Annotated in this window: 20 protein-coding genes; all 20 read left to right on the forward strand. The window is 44.0% G+C overall.

Going from position 1 to position 19,502, the window contains the following annotated elements:
• The first annotated feature begins 31 nt into the window (after window positions 1–31).
• The 20 genes from dprA (at window position 32) to flgG (ending at window position 19,426) form a co-directional block, all read left to right on the forward strand.
• Complete coding sequence (gene dprA / locus HDC33_RS04930) at window positions 32–919, forward strand: DNA-processing protein DprA (RefSeq protein WP_179391385.1); 888 nt, start codon at window positions 32–34, stop codon at window positions 917–919.
• Between the two features lie 221 nt (window positions 920–1,140).
• A complete protein-coding gene (gene topA, locus HDC33_RS04935) occupies window positions 1,141–3,213 on the forward strand; it encodes a type I DNA topoisomerase (RefSeq protein ID WP_179391386.1) in 2,073 nt (690 codons plus the stop codon).
• Window positions 3,214–3,363: 150 nt separating this feature from the next.
• Window positions 3,364–4,674, forward strand: a complete 1,311-nt coding sequence (trmFO, locus tag HDC33_RS04940) for an FADH(2)-oxidizing methylenetetrahydrofolate--tRNA-(uracil(54)-C(5))-methyltransferase TrmFO (RefSeq protein ID WP_179391387.1) — start codon at window positions 3,364–3,366, stop codon at window positions 4,672–4,674.
• Window positions 4,675–5,111: 437 nt separating this feature from the next.
• Window positions 5,112–6,011: a tyrosine recombinase XerC gene (gene xerC / locus HDC33_RS04945; protein ID WP_179391388.1), complete on the forward strand. Its 900-nt coding sequence runs from the start codon at window positions 5,112–5,114 to the stop codon at window positions 6,009–6,011.
• Between the two features lie 12 nt (window positions 6,012–6,023).
• Complete coding sequence (gene hslV / locus HDC33_RS04950) at window positions 6,024–6,566, forward strand: ATP-dependent protease subunit HslV (protein ID WP_179391389.1); 543 nt, start codon at window positions 6,024–6,026, stop codon at window positions 6,564–6,566.
• Entirely contained in the window at window positions 6,566–7,963 is a 1,398-nt protein-coding gene (gene hslU, locus HDC33_RS04955; RefSeq protein ID WP_179392631.1) for an ATP-dependent protease ATPase subunit HslU, read from the forward strand. Before hslV ends, hslU begins: the two co-directional genes overlap by 1 nt.
• Before the next feature lie 88 nt (window positions 7,964–8,051).
• Window positions 8,052–8,828, forward strand: coding sequence for a GTP-sensing pleiotropic transcriptional regulator CodY (codY, locus tag HDC33_RS04960; protein WP_179391390.1), 777 nt, complete (start codon window positions 8,052–8,054; stop codon window positions 8,826–8,828).
• 325 nt (window positions 8,829–9,153) lie between these two features.
• Complete coding sequence (gene flgB / locus HDC33_RS04965; protein ID WP_179391391.1) at window positions 9,154–9,546, forward strand: flagellar basal body rod protein FlgB; 393 nt, start codon at window positions 9,154–9,156, stop codon at window positions 9,544–9,546.
• A gap of 2 nt (window positions 9,547–9,548) precedes the next feature.
• Window positions 9,549–10,010, forward strand: coding sequence for a flagellar basal body rod protein FlgC (gene flgC / locus HDC33_RS04970; RefSeq protein WP_179391392.1), 462 nt, complete (start codon window positions 9,549–9,551; stop codon window positions 10,008–10,010).
• A gap of 24 nt (window positions 10,011–10,034) precedes the next feature.
• A complete protein-coding gene (gene fliE / locus HDC33_RS04975; RefSeq protein WP_179391393.1) occupies window positions 10,035–10,343 on the forward strand; it encodes a flagellar hook-basal body complex protein FliE in 309 nt (102 codons plus the stop codon).
• 62 nt (window positions 10,344–10,405) lie between these two features.
• Window positions 10,406–11,998: a flagellar basal-body MS-ring/collar protein FliF gene (gene fliF, locus HDC33_RS04980; RefSeq protein ID WP_179391394.1), complete on the forward strand. Its 1,593-nt coding sequence runs from the start codon at window positions 10,406–10,408 to the stop codon at window positions 11,996–11,998.
• A gap of 14 nt (window positions 11,999–12,012) precedes the next feature.
• Window positions 12,013–13,026 carry a flagellar motor switch protein FliG gene (gene fliG / locus HDC33_RS04985; RefSeq protein WP_179391395.1) on the forward strand — a complete coding sequence of 338 codons (1,014 nt, stop codon included), beginning with the start codon at window positions 12,013–12,015 and terminating at the stop codon, window positions 13,024–13,026.
• Window positions 13,010–13,780, forward strand: a complete 771-nt coding sequence (gene fliH / locus HDC33_RS04990; RefSeq protein ID WP_179391396.1) for a flagellar assembly protein FliH — start codon at window positions 13,010–13,012, stop codon at window positions 13,778–13,780. Before fliG ends, fliH begins: the two co-directional genes overlap by 17 nt.
• Window positions 13,781–13,782: 2 nt before the next feature.
• Entirely contained in the window at window positions 13,783–15,114 is a 1,332-nt protein-coding gene (gene fliI / locus HDC33_RS04995) for a flagellar protein export ATPase FliI (RefSeq protein WP_370457449.1), read from the forward strand.
• Window positions 15,111–15,560: a flagellar export protein FliJ gene (gene fliJ / locus HDC33_RS05000; RefSeq protein ID WP_179391398.1), complete on the forward strand. Its 450-nt coding sequence runs from the start codon at window positions 15,111–15,113 to the stop codon at window positions 15,558–15,560. Before fliI ends, fliJ begins: the two co-directional genes overlap by 4 nt.
• Window positions 15,561–15,567: 7 nt before the next feature.
• A complete protein-coding gene (locus HDC33_RS16775) occupies window positions 15,568–16,170 on the forward strand; it encodes a MotE family protein (RefSeq protein ID WP_179391399.1) in 603 nt (200 codons plus the stop codon).
• Between the two features lie 40 nt (window positions 16,171–16,210).
• On the forward strand, window positions 16,211–17,476 hold the full coding sequence (locus tag HDC33_RS16780) for a flagellar hook-length control protein FliK (protein WP_179391400.1): 1,266 nt from the start codon (window positions 16,211–16,213) through the stop codon (window positions 17,474–17,476).
• Between the two features lie 3 nt (window positions 17,477–17,479).
• Window positions 17,480–18,127: a flagellar hook assembly protein FlgD gene (gene flgD / locus HDC33_RS05015; RefSeq protein ID WP_179391401.1), complete on the forward strand. Its 648-nt coding sequence runs from the start codon at window positions 17,480–17,482 to the stop codon at window positions 18,125–18,127.
• Window positions 18,128–18,146: 19 nt separating this feature from the next.
• Window positions 18,147–18,527: a TIGR02530 family flagellar biosynthesis protein gene (locus HDC33_RS05020; RefSeq protein ID WP_179391402.1), complete on the forward strand. Its 381-nt coding sequence runs from the start codon at window positions 18,147–18,149 to the stop codon at window positions 18,525–18,527.
• A 92-nt stretch (window positions 18,528–18,619) separates the two neighbouring features.
• Complete coding sequence (gene flgG, locus HDC33_RS05025; protein ID WP_179391403.1) at window positions 18,620–19,426, forward strand: flagellar basal body rod protein FlgG; 807 nt, start codon at window positions 18,620–18,622, stop codon at window positions 19,424–19,426.
• The last annotated feature ends 76 nt before the right edge of the window (window positions 19,427–19,502 follow it).

Below are 19,502 nucleotides of genomic sequence, written 5' to 3' on the forward strand. Positions count from 1 at the left end.
ATCTTTTTTTATTATAAAAGGGAGGTATTTAATGGAACTGACAGACGCGGAAAGAAGATTGCTAGCGCTTCACTATGTATTTCCTGTGCCCTTTAACAGGTTGAACGGACTTTATGGGATAGACCCCAATCTCGAAAAGTTATATTCATATAAAGCGTTTGAATTAGCTAATATATTGAAAATCACACTGTCAAAAGCGCATCAATTACAGGAAAAGCTGTACCGCAACGCCGATATCCCCTACGAAAAATTATATGAACGGCATGCAATCATCCCGATTCCGTTCACGAATCCCCTTTACCCTGACCAGTTACGAATACTTTTCGATCCGCCGTCCGTCCTGTATGTAAAAGGCGATGCGACGTTGATCGCCGAGCAGTTTAATGTCGCAATCATCGGATCCCGGAAAGCAACTGCATATTCAAAAAAAGCGATGTCATTTATCGTGCCGCCTCTCGTTGAAAATAAGGCTATTATTGTATCCGGGTTGGCGAAAGGTGCCGACACGATGGCACATGAAGCTGCACTTGAATTCGGCGGTAAAACAATTGCCGTACTCGGGCACGGACTTTTTCACCTCTATCCGAAAGAGAATCAGATTCTTGCAGATGAAATAGCGACAAACCATCTCCTAGTTACGGAGTATCCGCCGTATGTCAAACCTGAACGTTGGACCTTTCCGATGCGAAACCGTATTATAAGCGGATTGTCCGACGTAGTCGTGGTCACGGAATCGGCAGATAAAAGCGGGACGATGAGTACGGTCGAACATGCACTTGAGCATGGGAAAGACGTGTACGCAGTTCCTGGACCTATCACATCAAGTTTATCAACCGGACCGAATAAGTTGCTGGATGAAGGTGCAAAACCCCTATGGAATGGGTTTCAAATTGTCGGATCACATGTTTTAAACGGTTGAATAAAATTCATTTCTATTGAAAAGGTTGCATTAAAATGAAATCTGGTATACATTTTGCAACAGATATTCTTTTGAGTTTACGTTCAAAAAAAAAGGATGAAAAGGGCCGGGTATCAAGCCGACTACATATAAAAGTCAGTGCCTGCCGTGCAAGTCCGGACATTTTGAACTACCTCTTTTGATGAATAAATATGGAACCTCTCTAAGGAGGCAGACACGTAATGGCAGACTACCTAGTAATTGTAGAATCACCCGCGAAGGCAAAAACGATTGAGCGCTATCTCGGGAAAAAATATAAAGTGCGTGCATCTCTCGGCCACTTGCGCGATCTTCCGCGCAGTCAAATGGGCGTGGATACCGAAAATAACTATGAACCGAAGTACATCACCATCCGCGGTAAAGGTCCGATTTTGCAGGATTTGAAAAAAGAAGCGAAAAAAGCAAAAAAAATCTTTCTCGCGGCTGACCCCGACAGAGAAGGGGAAGCGATTGCATGGCATTTGGCAAACCAGCTTGGCGTGGATGTCGAATCGGATTGCCGTGTAGTTTTCAATGAAATTACAAAAGAAGCGATAAAAGAATCGTTCAAACACCCAAGACCGATTGATATGGATCGTGTCGATGCTCAACAGGCACGCCGGATATTGGACCGCCTTGTAGGCTATAACATCAGTCCTATCCTTTGGAAAAAAGTGAAAAAAGGTCTTTCAGCCGGTCGGGTTCAATCTGTAGCGCTACGCATGATCATCGATAGGGAGAATGAAATCAATTCATTCGTTCCTGAAGAATATTGGAGTATTTCCGGTCAAGTCGAAAAAGATGATACCACGTTCGAAGCGACGTTTTACGGAGATTCGAAGAAAAAAGTGAAGCTGACAGATAAACAGCAAGTTGATGCAATTCTGGGGCAGCTGGACGGAGACGAATTCGACATTGCGAAAGTAGTGAAAAAAGAACGCAAACGAAATCCGGCACTCCCGTTCACTACTTCATCCTTACAGCAGGAAGCTGCCCGCAAGCTGAACTTCCGTGCGAAAAAAACGATGATGCTTGCCCAGCAGCTCTATGAAGGAATCAACCTTGGAAAAGAAGGAAGCGTCGGACTCATCACCTATATGAGAACTGACTCGACCAGGATTGCCGATAGTGCAAAAGAGGAAGCGAAATCATTCATCGAAACGATGTACGGGAAAGAATTTGTCACAGCAACAAAATCAGCAACTAAAAGCACAGCTAAAACCCAGGATGCACACGAAGCGGTACGTCCGACATCCGTCATGCGGCCACCAGCTGCTATGAAAACGGTATTATCACGGGATCAACTTCGTCTGTATAAGCTTATATGGGAACGATTCGTTGCCAGTCAAATGGCACCGGCGATATTAGACACGGTGTCAGTTGATCTAGTTAACGGCGATGTCCGCTTCAGAGCAAGCGGATCACAAGTGAAGTTCCAAGGGTTCATGAAAGTGTATGTTGAAGGTCATGACGATAAGGAAGAAGAGAAGGATCGGATTCTCCCGCCGCTTGAAGAAGGCGAACGGGTGAAATTCAGTGAAATTGATCCGAAACAGCACTTTACACAGCCGCCACCACGGTATTCGGAAGCGAGATTGGTGAAAACGCTCGAGGAGCAGGGGATAGGCCGTCCATCCACTTATGCACCCACCCTCGACACGATTCAAAAGCGGGGCTATGTAACACTCGATGCTAAAAGATTTATTCCGACGGAGCTTGGCGGTATCGTCCATCAGGCAGTGGATCAATATTTCCCTAATATCATCGACTTGGAGTTTACGGCCCAAATGGAAAAAGGGCTGGATAATGTCGAGCATGGCCTGACCAAATGGGTTGAAGTCATCGATGACTTTTATCAAGACTTCGAGAAGCATGTGCAAGTTGCAGACGCTGAGATGGAAAAAATAGAAATCAAAGATGAGCCCGCAGGCGAAGACTGTGAAAAATGCAGTTCGCCCATGGTTTATAAATTGGGCCGGTATGGAAAGTTCATGGCTTGTTCCAATTTTCCGGATTGCCGAAATACAAAGGCAATCATCAAACCGATCGGCGTCGCTTGCCCTAGCTGTAAAGAAGGACAGGTCGTTGAACGGAAAAGCAAGACGAAGCGTATATTTTTCGGGTGTGACCGATATCCGGAATGTGAATACGTTTCTTGGGATAAACCAGTTGCGAGACCATGTCCGAAATGCGACAGTTCCCTAGTTGAAAAGAAATCGAAAAAAGGTGTACAAGTTCAATGTACAGAATGTGATTATAAAGAAGATACACAGTAACAAGAAAAGTGTAAGCGCCTGTTCGGAGGTGACAGGCATAAGACGGGCCGGCGAAGCAGCGTTCTATGCTGCACAGTCGGACCGACTAATGTCCCGAGCCTCTAGGCGCTGGAGCCTAGACAACAAGAACTGAAGAAGGAAGGTGACGGGATGACACCCATCGTAAATGTAATAGGCGCAGGGCTTGCAGGGAGCGAGGCTGCATGGCAAATCGCCAGCCGTGGAGTGAATGTCCGCCTATTTGAAATGAGACCGGTAAAACAGACGCCTGCACACCATACGGACAAGTTTGCTGAGCTTGTTTGCAGTAACTCGTTGCGCGCGAACAACTTAACGAATGCGGTAGGCATCATCAAGGAAGAGATGAGAAGACTCGATTCCCTGATTATACGCGCGGCAGACGCTTGCGCTGTGCCAGCCGGAGGAGCGTTGGCGGTCGACCGCCATGAATTTGCCGGCAATGTGACAGAGACTATTCGAAATCACCCGCTAATCGAAATCATTAACGAAGAAGTGACAGAACTGCCGGAAGGGATCACAATCATTGCAACAGGGCCACTAACATCACCGGCACTCGCCGAACAGATCCGTAAACTGACGGGAGAGGAATATTTATACTTCTATGACGCGGCAGCACCCATCATCGAGAAAGACTCGATCGACATGAACAAGGTCTATTTGAAATCCCGTTATGATAAAGGAGAAGCGGCATATTTGAACTGTCCGATGGATGAGGAAGAATTCGAACGCTTCTACAATGCACTTATCGCAGCTGAAATCGTACCGCTAAAGGAATTCGAAAAAGAGATTTACTTCGAAGGTTGCATGCCTGTGGAAGTACTTGCTCAACGCGGTGAAAAGACATTGTTATTCGGTGCACTTAAACCAGTCGGGCTTGAACATCCTGAAACAGGAAAGCTTGCAAAAGCTGTTATTCAGTTGCGTCAAGATGATGCAGCGGGCACTTTGTATAATATCGTCGGTTTTCAAACTCATATGAAATGGGGCGCGCAAAAGGAAGTCATCAACCTTATCCCGGGTCTGGAAAATGTCGAAATTGTACGGTATGGCGTTATGCATCGCAACACATTCATAAACTCACCCCGTGTACTGGATGCAACCTATCAGTTGAAGGCAAACCGCAACGTCTTTTTTGCAGGTCAGATGACAGGCGTGGAAGGTTATGTTGAATCGGCAGGCTCTGGCCTTATCGCCGGCATAAACGCAGCGAATTTGGCGCTCGGTAAAGAACCGGTCCTATTCCCGAACGAAACTGCACTGGGAAGCATGGCGCGTTATGTCACTGAAGCAAATCCCGAAAACTTCCAGCCGATGAACATTAACTTCGGTCTTTTCCCGAATCTTGAAAAACGAGTCAAATCCAAACTGGAACGTGCCGAAAAACATGCCGAGCGTGCTTTGGAAGCAATCAGTGAATTTCAATCAGTAGCATTGACTTAACTGTATTGGTTGAAGTTTTGAATGTGGAGTAAATAATAAGCGCAAGAGTGTATTTGAAGGGATTCTATATTTCTACTATAATTGGGAATATCTAACGTGTTTACAGACTTTTGGATGCGAATCAACTAGTTTGTTTCCAAAAAGAAGAAGTCCGGGGAAGTGATCCGGGCTTTTTCTTTTGCGAATATGTACAAATTGTGTCTGAAATTCGAACAAATCATAAGAGGTCAGACTTCTTGGGGAAAGATAGTTGCCGGACGCTTATCATTTATTGTATAGTGAATCGTGGATGACTTTTGAATTTCTGGACTTGTCTTTATTTTGCGGTTATTAAGTAAATCGCTTCGCTATGGCGTTTCATAAATAATGTGTTATTATTCAAATGACTCAAAATACTTCAGTAACTTGGAGACTCTTTATTCGGAGGGATGAAGTGTATGACAGTACAATCTTCGATCGTCCGTGACGAATACATCTCATATGTACGCTTGGAAAAGAATTATTCATTTTACACGGTTTTGGAATACGAAAAAGACGTTGATGCTTTTCTATCCTTTCTTGAAGTCGAGGGAATAAAGGATTTGAATGAAGTTACATATCCAGAAGCAAGACTCTATGCAACTGAACTTTATGACAAGGGATTATCGAGGGCATCGATATCCAGGAAAGTTTCCTCAATCCGTTCCTTTTTCAAGTTCGCGAATGCCCGGTATGGGATAAATGATAGCGCATTCCGATCCTTGCATCATCCAAAAAAGGAAGAACGACTGCCTGCTTTTTTTTATGAAGAAGAAATGGAGCTTTTATTTTCATCTTGTGATGGGCAGGATAAGAAGACATTGCGTGACTATGCACTGCTGGAATTACTATATGCGACCGGCATACGCGTCAGTGAGCTGACTTCACTCAAAATGCAAGACATTGATGATCACCTTGGTATAATTCTGGTCATGGGAAAAGGCCGCAAAGAACGCTATGTGCCTTTCGGAAGTTTTGCACAATCCGCACTCGATGCCTATCGGGAGAAGAGCAGGCTGGATTTGATGAAACAGAAAGAACACGACATGCTGTTCGTCAATTTACGGGGCGACCCACTGACTGACGGGGGTGTCCGACATATCTTAAGCATGATGATGGAGCGCGCATCACTCCACTCAAAAATCTATCCACATATGATTCGCCACTCTTTTGCAACCCACCTTCTGGCAGGGGGCGCCGACATGAGGACTGTCCAGGAACTTCTGGGACACAGCCACTTATCTTCAACGCAAGTGTATACACACATAACAAAAGAGCATTTACGGAAAACATATATGAATACGCATCCGCGAGCATAGGAGGATGATCCGATGGAATTCCATGCAACAACAATCTTTGCAATTCGTCATGAAGGTTCTTGTGCCATGTCGGGTGATGGGCAAGTGACTGTGGGAAATGCAGTCGTTATGAAACATACGGCGAAAAAAGTCCGTCGCATATTTGGCGGTAAAGTGCTGGCAGGATTTGCTGGATCAGTAGCCGACGCATTCACATTGTTTGAATTATTCGAGGCAAAACTGATGGAGTATAACGGGAATCTTCAACGGGCCTCTGTGGAACTTGCCAAAGAATGGCGTGGCGACCGGATACTTCGGAAACTTGAAGCGATGTTACTCGTCATGGACAGTGAAACGTTGCTGCTCGTATCAGGAACGGGAGAAGTGATTGAACCTGATGACGGGATTTTGGCAATCGGTTCCGGCGGTCATTATGCACTTGCAGCCGGCCGGGCTTTGAAGAAGTTTAGCGGGCATTCGCTCACTGCTGCTGAAATAGCACAAGCGGCACTGGAAACGGCTGCGGAAATATGTGTCTACACGAATGACCATATTATTGTGGAGGTACTCGAATGATGAAAAGACAAGAACTGACACCCAAGGAATTGACTGCACATCTAGACAGGTATATCATCGGTCAAGACAAAGCCAAGCGGGCAGTGGCTGTAGCAATCCGAAACAGGTACAGAAGAAGTCTACTTCCGGATAATGAGAAAAATGAAATCATACCGAAAAACATTTTAATGATTGGCCCGACTGGAGTCGGTAAGACAGAAATCGCACGAAGAATCGCGAAACTTGCAAATGCCCCATTCATTAAAGTGGAAGCTACGAAATTTACCGAAGTCGGCTATGTCGGTCGCGATGTCGAGTCGATGATCAGGGATTTAACGGAAGCGGGCGTCCGGATCGTTCGGGAAGAGCAACGCGAAGCTGTGAAAGAAAATGCTGCTATACTTGCCGAGGAACGACTGATTGAACTTCTTGTCCCTGAAAAAAAGAAAATGGGAAATATGCAAAATCCGTTTGAAATGCTGTTCGGTCAAAAGACAGAACAGGAAGAGCCTGATTATACAGAAGTTGCCGAAGTGAAGCGAAAACGTTCCGATATCGCGGCCAGACTAAAAGCAGGCGAACTGGAAGAGCAAATGGTCAGTGTTGAAGTATCAGCACAACAACCTTCAATGTTTGACGCGTTACAAGGTTCGGGTATGGAACAAATGGGAGCGAATATGCAGGATGCACTTTCTTCCTTGATGCCGAAAAAAACGGTAAAGCGAAAGTTGAAAGTGAAGGATGCACGCACTGCACTCGAAGCGGAAGAGGCCGACAAACTAATCGATCCTGAGGAAATTGCAAGACGTGCAATCGAATTAACCGAGCAATCCGGTATCGTCTTCATCGATGAAATGGACAAAATCGCCAGTAGAGGCGGAGGCGGTTCTTCGGCGGATGTTTCACGTGAGGGCGTGCAACGGGATATTTTACCAATCGTTGAGGGGTCGACTGTGACGACAAAGTACGGTACAGTGAAGACCGACTTCATCTTGTTCATCGCCGCAGGAGCTTTCCATATGTCGAAACCATCTGATATCATTCCGGAACTGCAAGGGCGATTCCCGATCCGTGTCGAGCTAGATAAGCTTACAAAAGATGATTTTATGCGTATCTTAAAAGAACCCGACTTTTCGCTTATCCGTCAATACGAAAAGTTGTTATATACGGAGGACGTCGTTTTGGACTTTACAGACGAAGCTATCGGCAGACTTGCTGAAATCGCCTTTGAAGTGAACGACGAAACTGAAAATATCGGGGCTAGACGACTTCATACGATTTTAGAGAAATTGCTTGAGGAACTATCCTATGAAGCGTCTGAAATAGGTCCCGCGACAATTAAAATCACACCTGCGTATGTCGACGAGAAATTGAAAAATATCGCAAAGAATAAAGATTTGTCACATTTTATACTTTAAGTAAAACGTTTTAGTTTATTTAAATAGTAAAAACCTTTAGAATATTCTTTAAACACTTAGCTATTATTTTGAGGAGGAAAAACAACAAATGAATTTGTTATCAAAAACACGTCAAATTAACGCAATGCTTCAAGAATCAGCAGGTAAAACAGTGAACTTCAAAGAAATGGCTGAAAAACTCAGCTCCGTCATCGAATGTAATGCATTCATCGTTAGCAGAAAAGGTAAATTGCTCGGTTTGGAAATCCATCATAAAATCGACAACGAACGAATGAAGCAAATGTTCGTTGATCGTCAATTCCCTGAAGAATATACAAACCGCTTATTTGATGTAAGAGAAACGTCTCCCAACTTGGACGTATATAATCCACACACTGTGTTCCCGAATGAAAACCGTGAATTATTCAAAGAAGGTTTGACGACGATCGTTCCAATCGTCGGCGGCGGTGAACGTCTTGGTACCCTTATCTTGGCTAGACTGAAAGATGAGTTCCATGACGATGATTTGATTCTTGCCGAATATGGCGCAACAGTCGTAGGAATGGAAATCTTGCGTGAGAAATCCGAGAAGATTGAAATCGAAGCGCGCAGCAAGGCAGTTGTTCAAATGGCTATCAATTCACTTTCGTACAGTGAACACGAAGCGATTGAGCACATCTTCAATGAACTTGATGGAAATGAAGGGTTGCTTGTAGCATCGAAAATCGCCGATCGCGTAGGGATTACACGATCAGTTATCGTAAATGCACTGCGTAAACTTGAAAGTGCCGGCGTTATCGAGTCCCGTTCACTTGGGATGAAAGGGACGTATATCAAAGTCCTCAACAATAAATTCCTCGAAGAACTTGAGAAGCAAAAATCATAAGTACAGGGATTCTATCCAAGCACTTCTTTCCATCGTGGAGAGAAGTGCTTTTTTGTGTGTGAAAATAGAGGCGGAGAGTGAAGAATGAGAATGCGCGGCATAAATGTCTTTCGATATGACTAAGGGACTAGTGATGTTTATGTGCCATTTTTCTATAAAAAAAGGGGTGTTTAGGACTAAAAGATAATATTCACATATGATAGACAAAAATCTACAAAATCCGCTACAATAGGAGTATCTAGAAGAGTGATAGATTACTTAATTTGAATGAATAATGATTTAATTCTTTATTAATAGGGAACATAAAAAACAAGAGGTGAAAACGTTGAATATATTTGGAACGACGATTTCGCAGTTGGAGCGAGGATTGGATTTTTCTGCTACAAAAGGTAAAGTGATTGCCCAAAATATAGCAAATATCGACACCCCCAATTATAAAGCGAAAAGTGTCAGTTTTAAAGAAGTCTTGGCCGACGCAAAAGAGAATTCATTGGAAGCTTATAGAACGGACGCACGACATATTGCTTTTAGATCGCACACGACGAACCCGGGTGTATTCAATTATTCGAATCTACGCTACCGGCAAGACGGAAATGGTGTGGATATGGATAAAGAGCAAGCAGATCTGGCGGCTAACCAAATTTACTATAATGCGGTAGTCGACCGCATTAGCGGTAAGTTCAATTCGTTACAGAATGTTATTAAAGGAGGTCGTTGACGATGACGATATTCCATAGTTTGAATACGTCCGCCTCTGCATTGACTGCCCAACGTCTGCGGATGGATGTCATTTCATCCAATATGGCTAACGTAGATACGACACGAGGAAAGATGGTAGATGGCGAATGGCAGCCATATCGCCGTAAATCCGTTTCTTTTCAACCGCGCGAAGGGCAATTCTCATCGTTGTTAAATGCTGCGATTGGAAAACCACAAAAAGGTTCAGCCGGGTACGGAGTCACGGTTTCAAGTATTAAAGAAGATACCGAAACGCCGTTCAAGCTTGTCTTCGATCCATCCCATCCTGATGCGAATGACGAAGGATATGTTTCCATGCCAAATGTTGACCCGTTGAGGGAAATGATTGATCTGATGTCCGCTACACGTTCTTATGAAGCAAACGTTACTGTTTTGAATGCAAATAAATCAATGCTGATGAAAGCACTTGAAATCGGCAAATGATAACCCCGGAAGGAAGATGACCCAATGGCTATACAATCTGTTTTCAATCCTGTGCAATCCGCGGGACCATTGCAAATGGAACCGCAGAAGAAATCAACGCCGTATGAAGCACAACAAAGTTTCGGAACATTTTTAAAAGATGCAATCCAGCAAGTGAACAATAAGCAGATGGAATCAGACACAGCGACGCAAAAGCTTGTGATGGGCGGAGATATCGAACTTCATGATGTCATGATTGCATCGCAGAAAGCATCGATTGCGTTAAATGCAACAATGGAAGTTCGGAATAAAGTAATCGAAGCGTATCAAGAAATCATCCGGATGCCTATTTGATTGCAAGTATCAATAGAGTTAAGCCGCATTGTTGAATTACGTAAGCTGACCGGGGGATTACAATGAATGAAAGATTGGCAAAAATCAGGACGGATATGCAGGCGTTCTGGTCAAGTCGTACAAAAAAACAAAAAATAACATATACAGGCACCACAGTGGCAATTATTAGCCTTGCCGCTATCTTGACGTTCTTCCTATCCAAAACGGAGTTTGTTCCACTGTATTCCGAAGTTTCCAGAGCGGAAATAGGACGGATAAAAGAGCAGCTGGATAGCCAAGGGGTTCAAAGTAAAATTGCTCCTGGGGGAACTTCAATACTTGTGCCAAGTGAGCGTGTAGACGACTTGCTTGTGTCGCTTGCCGCAGAAGGATTTCCTGATTCAGGGCTGATCGATTACTCTTTCTTTGCAGAAAATGCCGGTTTTGGAACGACGGATAACGAATTCAATATGATTAAACTTGCGTCGATGCAAACCGAACTTGCGAACCTGATGAAAGGAATCGATGGTGTTAAAGATGCGAAAGTGATGATCACGTTGCCGACAGAAAGCGTTTTTCTGAATGAAAGTACCCAACAGGCAAGTGCATCGATTGTTCTGAAGACAGACGCAGGTCATAAGTTCAGCGAACAGCAAATTACCGCCCTTTATAATCTTGTGTCAAAGAGCCTCCCGAATTTATCAACGGATGATATCGTCATCACGAACCAGTATTTTGAGTACTTCGACTTGAAGACCAGTGATAATCCATATGGAACAAGCATTGCAGACCAGATGTCGGTCAAAAAGACGATAGAACGCGATTTGCAGCGCCAAGTGCAGATGATGCTCGGCACAATGATGGGACAGGATAAAATCATCGTTTCCATAACGACGGATATCGATTTCCAAAAAGAAAAGAGAGAAGAGAACCTTGTGTCGCCTGTCGATGAAGAAAGTATGGAAGGGATCGCCCTCAGCGTCCAGCGTCTAACCGAGTCGTTTACAGGCAATGGACCGGGTGCGGGAGGTACACCGCAAGCGGAAGATCCCACAGATAACGGAACGGGTTACGTGGAAGGCGCATTTTCAAATGGTGATTATGAAAAGATCGAGGAAACGGTAAATAATGAAGTAAACCGGATTCGTAAAGAAATTGTGGAAAGCCCTTATAAAATACGTGACATTGGAATCCAGGTCATGGTTGAGCCGCCTGTAGCAGATGATGCAACATCTATGCCGCCGGGTCTGGAAGAAGATGTCCAACGCATACTTGAAACAATTATTCGGACAACCCTCGATAAAGAAGCAGCCGGAGAATTGACTGATGATGTGTTGAATGACAAAATCGTCTTTTCAGTTCAGCCTTTCAACGGCAAAATGATGGATTTCTCAGAACCGAAGTCCACAATTCCTCTGTGGGTGTACCTGGTTGGAGGGGCATTGCTACTAATCATCGTTATTCTGGTCTTTGCGTTTTTCAAGAAACGAAGAAAAGCGGAAGAGCTGGAAGAAGAATTCATTATAGAAGAACAACTAGCTTCATTTGACGTAGATGATATCAATACAGAACTCGAAACAGAGGGGACTGTTCGCAGAAAACAACTGGAAAAAATGGCGAAGGAAAAACCGGAAGAGTTTGCAAAACTTTTACGGACATGGATAGCCGAGGAATGACGGAGGGATGAATTATGGTGAAAAAAGAAAAAGGGATGACGGGTAAACAAAAAGCGGCTCTCCTGCTCATTTCCCTCGGTCCAGAGGTTTCGGCGTCAATCTATAAACATTTAAATGAAGATGAGATTGAGAGATTGACACTTGAAATATCGGGCGTCAAAAAAGTTGAGTCTTCGGTGAAAGAAGAAATTATTGAAGAGTTTCATCATATCGCACTAGCTCAAGATTACATCTCACAGGGAGGAATCGGCTACGCGAAGACGGTGCTGGAAAAGGCTCTTGGAAAGGAACATGCGCAAGCGATTATTAATCGTCTGACATCATCACTGCAAGTACGTCCTTTCGATTTTGCCAGACGGGCAGATCCGACGCAGATTTTAAATTTCATCCAAAATGAGCACCCGCAAACAATTTCACTTATCTTGTCATACTTGGATGCGGAACAGGCTGGAATGATACTCTCCTCATTACCGCAGGAAATGCAGGCGGATATCGCCAAGAGAATCGCAACGATGGATTCGACTTCCCCTGAGGTCATCAGCGAAATAGAAGCAGTTCTTGAACGTAAGCTCTCTTCGACCGTCACGCAGGATTACACGGAGACAGGCGGTATCGATGCAGTTGTTGAAGTGCTTAACGGAGTTGACAGAACGACGGAGAAAACGATTCTTGATGCGCTTGAAATCCAGGACCCGGAGTTGGCCGAAGAGATACGCAAAAGGATGTTCGTCTTCGAGGACATTGTCACATTGGACAACCGGTCGATTCAGCGTATTATTCGCGACTGTGAAAATGAAGATTTAATTCTCTCATTAAAGGTCTCTAGCGAAGAAGTGAAGGATATTTTGTTCAGGAATATGTCTCAACGGATGGCCGAATCGTTCCGGGAAGAGATGGAAATCATGGGACCTGTCCGACTGAAAGATGTGGAGGAAGCCCAATCCCGTATTGTCGGTATAATTCGAAGGCTTGAAGACTCAGGTGAAATCATTATTGCCCGCGGTGGAGGAGATGACATCATTGTCTAATGTATTCCGTTCATTCAATACAATGCTCGAGGATGGCAAAACCAAGGAAATCTCGATACGCAGCTTATCCATTTCGCAAGAAACCGTCGCCGAAGAACGTTTATCATTGTTAACGGAACGCGACCGTCTGCTGAAAGATGCCCATGAAACGAATGAACGGGAAAAATCGGTGATTGAACAGTTAAGACAAACTGCGACCGATGATATCAAATCGATGCAGGCAGCCTGGGAACTTGAAAAGACGGAACTTCAACAGCAAGCATATGAAGAAGGATTCCAGGTTGGTTATGAAGAAGGGCGAAACAAAGCGATTTCAGATATGACGGCTTCCATCCGCCTGGCAAATGAAGCTACAAATTTATCGAGAGAAAATGCAACCCAATACCTTATGGACCAGGAACGGGTCATTCTTGAACTCGCGATGCTGACTGCAGAACGGATTATCGGGCAAACGCTGCAAGAAGATAAGGAAATCTATTTGTCGGCCGTCAAAAGAGCGTTGAAAGAAACACGCGAAATGAAGGAGATTAAATTGTATGTCTCCCACGATTATTTCGAAATTGTTTCCAAAAATCGTTCGGAGCTTGCATCGATTTTTCCGTCCAATGTACCGTTCCTTATTTTTGCAAATGAAGATTTCGAATCCACTGAGTGCTATATTGAAACAAATCATGGGCGGATTGTCGTCAGTATCGACGAACAATTGAACGAAATAAGGGGAAAACTCATCGAAATCATGGAAAGTGGTGAGTGACGGTGAAAAGAGCGGAAGAACTGATTGACTATATTCCGAAGGTGAAGACTTTCAAAAAACTTGGGCGTGTAGTTCGCGTGGTAGGTCTTATGATTGAGTCACGAGGTCCTGAAAGTTCAATCGGAGATGTCTGTCATATCCATTTGAATAATTCCGGAAAAGACGAAGCCATTATTAAAGCGGAAGTCGTCGGATTCAAAGAAGAAATCGTCATTCTTATGCCGTATACGAATATTCGTGACATATCCAGCGGTTGTCTCGTTGAAGGACTCGGAAAACCGCTCGAAATTAAAGTGGGTATGAATTTAATCGGAAAAGTGCTTGACTCAATGGGTAATCCGATTGACAACAGCGCTCTCCCGCAAGGATTGGTGACAGTCAGGACTGAACAGGATCCACCCAATGCCCTCACACGTCCGCCGATCAATGAAAAGCTTTCCGTCGGTGTCAAAGCGATTGATGGTATGTTGACGGTTGGAAAAGGGCAACGTGTCGGGATTTTCGCCGGATCTGGTGTCGGGAAAAGTACATTGCTTGGAATGATCGCCCGCAATACGACCGCCGAATTGAATGTCATCGCACTGATCGGGGAACGTGGGCGGGAAGTGCGGGAATTCATTGAACGCGACCTTGGCCCCGAGGGGATGAGCCGGTCGATTGTGGTGGCGACAACTTCGGACCAGCCCGCACTCATGCGCATAAAAGGTGCGTTTACGGCAACAGCCATCGCCGAGTATTTCCGGGATAAAGGAATGAACGTCATGCTCATGATGGATTCTGTCACACGGGTTGCGATGGCCCAGCGCGAAATAGGCCTTGCCGTCGGGGAACCTCCTGCCACAAGGGGTTATACACCATCCGTCTTTGCGATATTGCCGAAACTGCTGGAACGGACAGGAACCAATGAGCGCGGTTCCATAACAGCGTTCTATACAGTTCTTGTGGACGGCGATGATATGAATGAGCCGATTGCTGATACAGTTCGGGGAATCCTTGATGGCCACATCGTACTCGATCGAACGCTCGCAAACAGGGGGCAATACCCTGCTATCAATGTGCTGAAAAGCGTTAGTCGGCTTATGAACCATATTGCGGATACAGAACACGTCAAAGCAGCCGAAAAACTGCGTGATCTTTATTACACGTACGATAAATCTGAAGATCTTATTAATATCGGCGCCTATAAACGCGGCACTTCAAAAGAAATCGACCAGGCAATCGAATTCGAGCCACTAATCACAAAATATTTAAAACAAGGTTATAAAGATAACGTTTCAATAGAAGACAGCATAGCAGAGCTCGTTTCGCTTGGTACGGGAGGTAATAGAGGTTGAAACCTTACCATTATCGTTTTGAAAAAGTGTTGACGTTCCGGGAACAGGAGAAAACTGAGACGGAAGTTGAGTTCAAAGGGGCTGTTGAGGCTTTCGAAACAGTCGCAACCAAACTATATGATTTGCTGAAAAAGAAAGAAGATATTCTTATGGAGCAACAAGTTAAAATGACGGCCGGATTTTCAGTCAATGAAATTCATCACTATGCTAGATTCATTACCAGTTTAGAAAAAAGGACTGCAGAAGTGCAGCAGCAAGTGATGCAAGCCCGTTCAAAAATGAATTGGTATGAGAATAAACTGTTGGAAAAAACGCTTGAGGTGCGAAAGTTTGAAAAGATGAGAGAAAAAGATCATGAAAATCATCGCGCAGAAATGGAACAGTTGGAAGCGATAGAGCTTGATGAATTATCGACGCTGAAGTTCCGCGGAAGAGAAAACGGGTGATAATAGGGTGAAAAAGACTAAACGAACAAAAGAATTCTCTACAGGAGAAATAGAGAAGAGCCCAGGGATATTACAGGTTTTACTGCTTTGGGTCATTATTCCGCTTCTATTTGCAATGGCGGTATTCCTGATTATCGCAACTGTCCTTGACATAAACGTTTTTGACAAAGCAAAAGGATCGTCAGAAAATCTTCCATTCCTTACTGAAAAGAAGGAACAGGAAACGGAAGCAGGAGAGATTATCCTAGAAGAGCGCGTCGTGACGATGCAAGCGGAAATTCAGGAGAAGGAAGCCCAACTTTTCAAAGTACAACAAGATCTCGATAAATCTTCCGATGAAAATAAGAAATTGTTGAAGGAACAGGAAAAGCTTCTTGAAGAAATCACGGTACTTGAACAAGAAAAAGAGGATTCAAAACGAAATTTCAAAGATATCGTGTCGACCTTTGAGCAGATGTCGGCAAAATCTGCAGCCCCTGTCATATCAAAAATGAGTGACGCGGAAGCCATTCGGATTTTAACTAGTTTGAAACCGGCTACCCTTGCTTCCGTTCTTGAAAAAATGTCACCAGAAGACGCTGCAAAATACACTGTGATGATGACTAAATAGTTGTCGGTTTCTGCCGATACTATTGAAGGGAGGTGGATAAGTGAACATCGCATTGATGCAAGCAACAAGTGGGGCTAATTTGAAGGTTCCGACAACTAGTGTGCAGACAAAGAAGCCGGAACAAAGTACATTCGGTTCGATTTTTAGCAGTGCCGCTGGAAATACCCCTTTATCCGTCGTTCCGGTCCAAGAACCGAGTGACAACGGGATTTCAGATGAATCGATATTGGCCATTTTTAACGCGACATCTATAGAAGAGCTTGAAGTTGTAGCAAAGGGTAAAACGGATGAGGAAAACGAGGATTCGACAAATAAACTGAACTTAATCGACAATCTAGGTAATCTGGAAGAGCTGGCCAGTATGTTAGATCTTAATCTCGAAGAACTGGTTGAAAGTTTGCTTCCGCTGTTACAAAAAGCAGGACTAACGAAAGATGAACTCTCGGAAGTGGCTAATACGACCGATTTTTGGACGGTATTGAATGCCATTGATAAAGTGGCTCCAAATTTTTTCACACAATTGACGGAGGCACTCGAAGGAAAAGGCGTTATCCCGAAACAACAGGCGGTAGATTTGTTGACACTGTTGAAAACAGCTGAACTTGCAGCACCGAAAACAGATTTATTTATGAAGCAGGAACAGCAGGTTTTTTCCTTGCAAGGTTACTTGGTAACTGAGGGGGAACATTTTGGAAATGTACGTAATTCCCAGAGTTCAGCAAACCATGGGATTTTACAGTTGATGGAGTCGAAACATGTCGGACAAACTGTCATTCAGGCGGATAAAGGTTCAGAGTTAACACAACAAACGTATAGCAGTGTAGCTGGAAACGTGGCAGTAGGTAAAGGTGAAATCACAAATGCTGAATTGGAAAATCGTAATAGCGCACGAAATGAGACATTGATCAAAGAGATGCAAACTATTTTCAAGCGTGCGAATTTCGGTCAGACAGGTGGAACGAACCGTTTGCTCATCAAACTCTATCCGGAACATCTCGGTCAAGTCAGAATTGAATTGATTCAAAACAACGGTATCATGACAGCAAGAATCCTTGCTTCGACTGCACTTGGCAAAGAGATGCTAGATAGTCAGCTGCACCAGCTCAGAAGCGCATTCCTGCAACAAAACCTACAAGTGGAACGAATCGACATTGCCCAAACACTGCAAGACACCTCAAGAAATGATCGTGAGCAGGCGTTTAATCAGCACTTCAAAAAAGAGGCACAAGAAACGGAAAACCATCATGATGAAAATGATGAAGAAGGAATGACATTCCAAGAATATATGATCGAGTTAGAGGTGTAAGTAATGATTGATGGACAACAACCAATTTCAAGTTCGATGTATTTGGTCAATAAAAAACGGGATGAGCGCCAAACCGGTAACGGGGTCATGGGGAAAGATGACTTCATGAAATTACTTATCACCCAATTGCAAAATCAGGACCCGACAAACCCGATGAAAGATAATGAGTTTATCGCTCAGATGGCTCAGTTTTCTGCATTGGAACAGACGATGAATTTATCAAAGTCCTTTGATAAATTTGCCGAAGCACAAAACCAATCACAACTGATTCAGTACAATAGCTTCGTAGGGAAAAATATCAAATGGCATGAAATAACGGACAAAACCGGAGAAGACGGCAAACCAGTCATTAACGAAGGAACAGGAATGATTAATTCGGTGAAGTTCGTGAATGGTTCCGCTATATTTACGATGCAGGATGGGAAAGAACTGACGCCGGGCAATATTTCGGAAGTTCTTGCCGGAGCTGGCAATACAAACAGCCTCGTGGAAGCTAGTATGCTAATCGGGAAAACAGTCGGGTATTCAGATGGCGAGGTAGAAAAGACAGGTACAGTCGTCTCCGTTTCTAATAAAGAAGGAAAATTGCAGTACATTTTAAATGACGGAAGCCGTATTGATGGTAACAATTTCACATCAATAAGCCAATAAGCAAGAACGGAGTGAATGTATGGACAACGTAAACATCCATCGCATTCCCTCGCAACCGCTCATACGCCAAGGACAATCGCCGAAAATCCAACCAAGTCCGAAACAATCCTTTCTTGAACATCTGAATAAAGCGGTACAGCCTGCTGAACTTAAAATCAGCAAACACGCATCAGAACGTTTGACGGAACGGAATATCCATATATCGGATGCTGAATGGGCACATGTCACTGAAAAGGTGAATGAGGCGAAGGTGAAGGGAATCAAAGAATCGCTCGTACTGATGGATCAGGCAGCACTTATTGTCAGTGCAAAAAATTCGACAGTTATTACAGCGATGGATCGCATGGAAGCGAAAGATCAACTATTTACGAACATCGACGGCACAATCGTGCTTAGCTAATACCGAATGGCAGGACCTTATTAGGATGCCATCCATCTGCTGACCGACGGAAGCAGATACACTTTTTTACAATCGAGAGGGGAAAAACATAAATGTTACGTTCAATGTATTCAGGTATTTCAGGACTACGAAACTTCCAAACAAAACTAGATGTAATTGGTAACAACATCTCTAACGTCAATACGTACGGATTTAAAAAAGGCCGTACAATCTTTAAAGACTTGATTTCACAGACGGTAGCGGGATCGTCCGGACCTATGGAAAGCGGTGCGCGCGGTGGGGTTAACGCAAAACAAGTGGGACTTGGTTCTCAAATCGCGGCAATCGATACGATCCATACTGGTGGTTCAACACAATTTACAGGGAATACACTAGATCTGGCAATTGCAGGTGATGGATTCTTTAAGGTGGGGGAAGATGGCGGCGATAATGCATTCTATACTAGGGCCGGTAATTTTTATATGGATCAAGCAGGCGATTTAGTAGATGGAGAGGGAAGATATGTTCTAGATATTGATGACAATAAAATTAACATACCACTTACCGCCACATCGATGTCAATCGGTCAAGATGGAAGTGTGAAATATGTACTTCCAGACGAAGATGAAGTCCAGGGAGATGCTCAAATATCTATAACGAAGTTTTCGAACCCTGGGGGACTCGAAAAAGTAGGCGGGAATTTATTTCAAATCTCAGCCAACTCTGGTCCGGCCTCCACGGGTGGACCCCTTGATGAAGGTCGAGGGAAAATTGAATCCGGGTTCTTAGAAATGTCCAACGTCGATCTTGCCGAAGAATTCACTGAAATGATTGTTGCGCAACGTGGATTCCAAGCAAACACGCGGATCATTACAACATCTGATGAAATCCTTCAAGAACTTGTCAACTTGAAACGATAAGAAACTTACTTTATCTAAATCGAACATACTGAGAGAAGGCTCCCCTAGCGTCGAATCGCGTCCAGTGGACGTCTAT

Origin of the sequence: Sporosarcina sp. JAI121 (genome assembly GCF_013408665.1) — a bacterium.
GTDB lineage: Bacteria > Bacillota > Bacilli > Bacillales_A > Planococcaceae > Sporosarcina.

Coding starts and splice junctions, on each gene's coding strand:
- hslU (WP_179392631.1), top strand. CDS start 6,566: ATGAAAAGACAAGAACTGACACCCAAGGAATTGACTGCACATCTAGAC.
- fliE (WP_179391393.1), top strand. CDS start 10,035: ATGGCTATACAATCTGTTTTCAATCCTGTGCAATCCGCGGGACCATTG.
- codY (WP_179391390.1), top strand. CDS start 8,052: ATGAATTTGTTATCAAAAACACGTCAAATTAACGCAATGCTTCAAGAA.
- HDC33_RS05020 (WP_179391402.1), top strand. CDS start 18,147: ATGGACAACGTAAACATCCATCGCATTCCCTCGCAACCGCTCATACGC.
- flgD (WP_179391401.1), top strand. CDS start 17,480: ATGATTGATGGACAACAACCAATTTCAAGTTCGATGTATTTGGTCAAT.
- xerC (WP_179391388.1), top strand. CDS start 5,112: ATGACAGTACAATCTTCGATCGTCCGTGACGAATACATCTCATATGTA.
- topA (WP_179391386.1), top strand. CDS start 1,141: ATGGCAGACTACCTAGTAATTGTAGAATCACCCGCGAAGGCAAAAACG.
- hslV (WP_179391389.1), top strand. CDS start 6,024: ATGGAATTCCATGCAACAACAATCTTTGCAATTCGTCATGAAGGTTCT.
- flgC (WP_179391392.1), top strand. CDS start 9,549: ATGACGATATTCCATAGTTTGAATACGTCCGCCTCTGCATTGACTGCC.
- fliG (WP_179391395.1), top strand. CDS start 12,013: ATGGTGAAAAAAGAAAAAGGGATGACGGGTAAACAAAAAGCGGCTCTC.
- flgG (WP_179391403.1), top strand. CDS start 18,620: ATGTTACGTTCAATGTATTCAGGTATTTCAGGACTACGAAACTTCCAA.
- dprA (WP_179391385.1), top strand. CDS start 32: ATGGAACTGACAGACGCGGAAAGAAGATTGCTAGCGCTTCACTATGTA.
- fliF (WP_179391394.1), top strand. CDS start 10,406: ATGAATGAAAGATTGGCAAAAATCAGGACGGATATGCAGGCGTTCTGG.
- fliH (WP_179391396.1), top strand. CDS start 13,010: ATGACATCATTGTCTAATGTATTCCGTTCATTCAATACAATGCTCGAG.
- trmFO (WP_179391387.1), top strand. CDS start 3,364: ATGACACCCATCGTAAATGTAATAGGCGCAGGGCTTGCAGGGAGCGAG.